The 5,351-nt window shown below is 35.6% G+C and carries 7 protein-coding genes; 2 read left to right on the top strand and 5 right to left on the bottom strand.

Features of this window, described 5'->3' with window-relative positions:
- Both FY557_RS19855 and FY557_RS19850 read left to right on the top strand, forming a co-directional pair.
- Window positions 1-1,091 (top strand): hypothetical protein (locus tag FY557_RS19855; protein ID WP_228451853.1); only part of this gene is annotated, 1,091 nt, incomplete at its 5' end.
- A gap of 178 nt (window positions 1,092-1,269) precedes the next feature.
- On the top strand, window positions 1,270-2,436 hold the full coding sequence (locus tag FY557_RS19850) for a hypothetical protein (RefSeq protein ID WP_149248962.1): 1,167 nt from the start codon (window positions 1,270-1,272) through the stop codon (window positions 2,434-2,436).
- A 548-nt stretch (window positions 2,437-2,984) separates the two neighbouring features.
- Here FY557_RS19850 and FY557_RS19845 read toward each other — a convergent pair.
- The 5 genes from FY557_RS19845 to FY557_RS19825 form a co-directional block, all read right to left on the bottom strand.
- Window positions 2,985-3,215: a hypothetical protein gene (locus FY557_RS19845; protein WP_149248961.1), complete on the bottom strand. Its 231-nt coding sequence runs from the start codon at window positions 3,213-3,215 to the stop codon at window positions 2,985-2,987.
- 3 nt (window positions 3,216-3,218) lie between these two features.
- Complete coding sequence (locus tag FY557_RS19840) at window positions 3,219-4,271, bottom strand: RHS repeat domain-containing protein (protein WP_228451852.1); 1,053 nt, start codon at window positions 4,269-4,271, stop codon at window positions 3,219-3,221.
- Window positions 4,259-4,474, bottom strand: coding sequence for a hypothetical protein (locus FY557_RS19835; RefSeq protein ID WP_149248960.1), 216 nt, complete (start codon window positions 4,472-4,474; stop codon window positions 4,259-4,261). The genes FY557_RS19840 and FY557_RS19835 overlap by 13 nt, the downstream gene beginning before the upstream one ends.
- Before the next feature lie 130 nt (window positions 4,475-4,604).
- Complete coding sequence (locus FY557_RS19830) at window positions 4,605-4,832, bottom strand: hypothetical protein (RefSeq protein ID WP_149248959.1); 228 nt, start codon at window positions 4,830-4,832, stop codon at window positions 4,605-4,607.
- 105 nt (window positions 4,833-4,937) lie between these two features.
- On the bottom strand, window positions 4,938-5,351 hold a 414-nt coding region (locus tag FY557_RS19825; RefSeq protein WP_228451851.1), incomplete at its 5' end, for a hypothetical protein.

The raw sequence follows: 5,351 nt of genomic DNA, 5'->3' as shown, positions 1-5,351 counted from the left end.
TTGCACTATTAAAATCACAAGATTTAGAATTAATCATTTTTAAAAATATTTATATGAAACATTTATTATTTTGTTTAATGCTTTTATTGTCAACTAAAATATATTCACAAACAATCGACGCAAGTGATTTTACAGTTGACAATGTAGATATTGCAGGTCATAGAATGGATTTTAGTTTTAATATTACCGGGACATTCTTTAAGATGGATATGCGTGTTTATAAAAATTCAGAAGCACCCTCAAATCTCATATCATTTAATTCAAAAGTAGATGAAAGCAATTATGAGCAATTTACATTCCCTGCAGGAACAAGATATTCTACATATTCAACAAATTACTATTTAAATTACATACCAACAAAATTGATTTTAGTAATATCTACCTGGGAAAATCAAGGATCACCAAAAATCGCTAAAACATTGACTTATTATCCACCTGTTACGCCTCTTCCTACCAACTTAAAAATCGATGGGTTTAAAATTACAGAGTCATCAAATAATAATAAAGTTATATTTGATTCTTATAATGCAAGTCAGTATCCATCACCAAATCCGAAAGTAGTGCAGTCAACTAAAAATTACAATTTTAAGGTTTTTATCAGAAAAGAAGGTAATGCTGCTTTAAATGATGTAAATGTTGATTTTTTACAGTATGACACTTTTTGGGGCACTTATCCAAATACCTCACCGTCATCTCCCAAAAACCTAAAAGTTAATTTTGAGCAGGATGAAAACCTAAAAAGCGTAGATTTTTTTTCAAATGTAACTAATTTTAGCAGCTCTACAATTGGTTGGGGATTAGTGTTTCATGTTGATCGCAATAATAATATTTCTGAAACAAACGAGACAGATAATTATTTAGGAGTGCATGGTATTGCATATCCTGCCGGAACAACTCTTAGATTAGCAAATTCAGATTATTCGCAAGATTATACTGAAGTAATGGTTTTTAATGAGAAAGGTAAACATATTAAAACATTCTCTGCGCCAGCTGATGATAAAAATTTCTCAGAGATAAAAAAACAACTATCTGTTGGTAGTTATATTTTTAAAATAAATAATTCAACAAAAAGAATTAAGATTTACAGATAGTCTTTGTTAAAATAATTTTATTTTAAAACGACACCGGAATATTTTTCTGGTGCCGTTTTGCATTTAAGAATAATGGATGTTTGCATAATAGTATTGGGAAATACCCGGAAAAATGGTAATTTGGTCTTTTAAAAAGACTTTGTCTTAAATCTTTTATAAAGAAGTAATCTGAAATAGTATGAAGAAAAATTGTTTATCCATATTCGCTGCGGTGTTTATTTCCGGTTTTGCACTGGTCGTTAATTCCTGCAGCAAAGACGATGATGAAATTGCAACTACCGCTGTGGTAGGAATTGCCCAGGATCCCAATAACTTTAAAGGAGAGGTAACCAGTGGACAGGTCGTTACCCTGGATCCCACCAAAGTTTATGTGCTGAACGGTGCAGTTCGGGTAAAAGACGGCGGAAAGCTTGTGATTCCTGCAGGAACAAGAATCGTGGCTACGGCAACAGCTTCATCATACGTCCTGGTAGAACAGGGCGGGCAGATCTATGCCAACGGAACCCCGGCCTCACCGGTATCCTTTACTTCTTCAGCGGCAACTCCCGGAACCTGGGGCGGTGTGATTATCTGTGGAAAAGCACCCCTCAATACCGGAACAACGGGAACCTCTGAAATTGGCACAGCAACCTACGGCGGAACTTCCGCAGCAGATACTTCGGGATCTTTAACCTATGTACGGATTGAAAACGCAGGCGCTGACTTTTCAACCACCGTAAAATTCAACGGACTTTCCCTGTTTGGTGTGGGAAGCGGAACTAAGGTAGAAAATATCGCTTTGGTCAATGGTGCTGAGGACGGAATCCAGCTGTACGGAGGGACAGTCAATGTATCCAACATTGCTGTTTTAGGCAATGCAGACGATGCCTTTGTATGGACCGACGGATGGATCGGGACCGCCAGTACAGTCTTTACCCAAAGAAGAACTAACGGTACAGGAAATACTGGAATCAAAGGAATGAACAATGCTTCCAACTCCGCGGCTGTTCCGGTTTCCAGCCCAACGATTAAAAATATTACTTTGCTTGGCGGAACAACAGGAGAATCCAACGCCATCAGTTTATCTTCAGGAACCTACGTCAATTTCGATAATGTGGTGGTTTCAAACTGGGCCAAAGGATTCAACATCACCGGAGATGCTACGGTAGCTTATCTGAACGGACAGGGTAAAATTACCAACGTATTTTTTGACACGAATGTGACCAGCAAAATCACTGCGACCTCAACCGCAGGAGCCAACGTCACCCTGCTTAGTAATACTTATACGGAAAAATCCGACGCTACCGGTGCCGGAAATAAGATGGCTAACCCGGCTTGGGCGATTGGGTGGTCGGGGTTGCTGTAAATATATGTTGATTATAACCAATAAACCCATCGCAAATTGCGATGGGCTTTTATTTTCAAAAGAATGACATATAATTTTCCTCAGATTAGAATGAAAGTTTATTATAATCACCACTTGATAACATACGTCAGAACTCCCCAAATTATGAAGGCTATTATAAATATTGAACCCGTCAGAATATCGTTTTTTTCTTCTTTATCAGAATTCATTTGATGTGCCAGATCCTGTTTTTTCATACTAAATTTGTAAATAAATATAAGCCGTATTATACTACCTACAAAGGCAATCATATTAATATCCAATCCCATTATTTAATCATTTATTTTTTACTGGTTATTAATTGCACTTTTGTAGTTCTTTGTATTCTTATTTTAGACTCATATTGATTGCTGGATTTTATCAGATTAAGAATTTTTAAACAAATCTTACATCCGGATAATCATCATTTTCTCCAAATTTCTTTAAGACTTCACTTGCGAAAGTCTTGATTTCTATATATTTTTTTAAATCATCATAATCTTTTTTTATATAAGATTCGCATAATTCATTTAATTTTTCAAACTATTAAATTCTTCTTTAGATATATGATTCTCTCGAAGAAGTTGAGGTACAAGCTCATAATCTAATATATAATTCATTATTACATCAGATTTAATATCAATTTCAAAATCTAATTTTTCTTTGTAAATTTCCTTTTGTTTATAAAAATCTAATGCAAGCAGTTTAATACTTTGTATTAATCTATATTTATATCTTATAAGATCATTTTCTAAATTCATAATTTAATATATTGAAGCAGGAAATTTTGACACTCCACTTGAACCTGAATAAACTTCCCAATATGGATTTCCTCCAAAATGTCTTGGCGTACCAGGATGAAATTGTAAATATTTATCTGTAACATCTGTACCTCTAGAATTTAACTGTCTATATGTCCATCCGCTTGCACGACTACTTTTATTCATTGTTCCATTAAACCAAGAACCTGTATTTTCAGAGTTTACACTATTCCATACATTCATATATGACTGTCCGGCTATAATATTTGGATTATTAATTATTGCTTCAGCATTTGCTCCAAAAAAAGAACTTTGCACTCCTAAACTTTGTAGACCAGTTCCAGCAGTAGAACCTGTACTAGAGAAAGAAACACCTTGTCCTCCAAACGCTGATAAAAAGGTGAGCCCAGTTCTAGCTGCAATGAATTCTGATGCTATTCCAGATGCAGACATTTGCATTGCAATCAAGCCATTATATGCCAATTGTGATGAAGAGTTGGCAAATGGATTATCTGGAGTCGCCCTTGCATAATTTCCCACAGTATAGCTTTGAATTTGAGCCATGACACTATTAACATACCCATTAAAGTCTGAATAAGAAGCTTTTCCTTCTTCTCCTAACTTTACATATCCATTTGGTCCATTACCTATACGGCTATCTGAGACAACTGAATTATCTGATTTAAAATCAGTATATCCTCCTTGCCTATAATCTGCATCACCTTCCTGCATACCTGCAACGAAGTTCCATTTACCGTCTTTCAAACCCCAGCCTGTTCCTTCTCGTCCATCTGGATCAATAAATTTTATCGGATTATTAAATGCATAATTATATGGACTATGTCTTCTCATTTTTTTCGCCAGCGAGTCCACGACGCCCCATCGGCTAATATCCGCCATATACATCCTTACGCCGTAATCATACATTCCTATCTCCTGCAATTCCTTTCCGTTGTACTTGTAATTCTTATAAGAACCCGCTCCAAAGAAAGCATTTCCAGTCTTCATATGGTTCATTCCGAAAGGATAATAATCATTCACATCTACCAGTTCCAAACCACCTGCGCTGTTTCTTGCGAAACTGATCCGGGTATTCCAAGATGGTCTTTGTACTGATAAATATACTGATCTTTTTTGTAATCGTAATATCCTTCTGCTGTCGGGAAAAATTCAAGATCCTCGTTTTTAAGTGATCCCTTCTTTTTCGTTGTATTTGTTTTATAGGAAAAGAGCTTTCCTCCAAGATCAGCAACCGGCATTTTATCCTGATTGATACCAGTCAGTCAGGTCCCGGATGTTGTAGCTGTAATCGATGCTTTGCAGCGGCGATGATCCCGAGGTATAACCTATCTTTTTATTGGTAAGCTGCGAAAGATCGTTATCCGTGTTTTAAGCTAAAATCTCTTCCGGATTATTGTCAACCTTATGCTTATGCACCAGAAGCCTATTCTGATTATCATACTCAAAGGTTTTGGCAATCACTCTTTCCGTATCCGTAGCGAGCCTTTTGTGGTAGGTTTTGGAAAGCTTGGGTACCCCTGCAAAATCCAGCTCGGTTTCCATATTGGTGTAACCGCCTAAATGGTTTGTGGTTTTTAGCAGTAATCTATATTTCAATCGAATCGAATAACACAAGACAAGACCCACCGCATTGCGGTGGGTCTTGTCTTGTGTTATTAACCGGCACGAGCGAGACGCTCGCGCCAGCAGTGAGCTTAATAGTTAATTATCTTCCTGACTTACATAATATTTCAAAATTTTAAAGTTTTCTTTTTCTTTTATTAAAGTAAAGCTTTCTTTCGTGTGGACATTTTGATATTCAACTACATATCCTAAGTGTATGGTATCTGTAGCGTTTATAGACTCTATCATCTTATATTTTCCTAAAGATCTTCTATTAATTTTTCCAAACTCGTTATTTTTCCTATCTAACATCTCAATGAATTGTTTGTATGGAGTACCCTGATAAAATAGAAAACTCATTAATTTATCAAGAAGTTTATAATTTTTTGTTTCTATATTACTATAAAAAGCATTTACTATTGATTCACCTTCTTTTAATTCAGTCTTTTCACAAGAAGAAAGTAAGGATAGGAAAGCTACAACTGCTATAAAATTATATTTCATTTTAAAGTT

Origin of the sequence: Chryseobacterium sp. SN22, assembly GCF_008329705.1 — a bacterium.
GTDB lineage: Bacteria > Bacteroidota > Bacteroidia > Flavobacteriales > Weeksellaceae > Chryseobacterium.
Note: the sequence above shows the minus strand (reverse complement) of the source record. Positions and strands in the feature narration are given on the sequence as shown.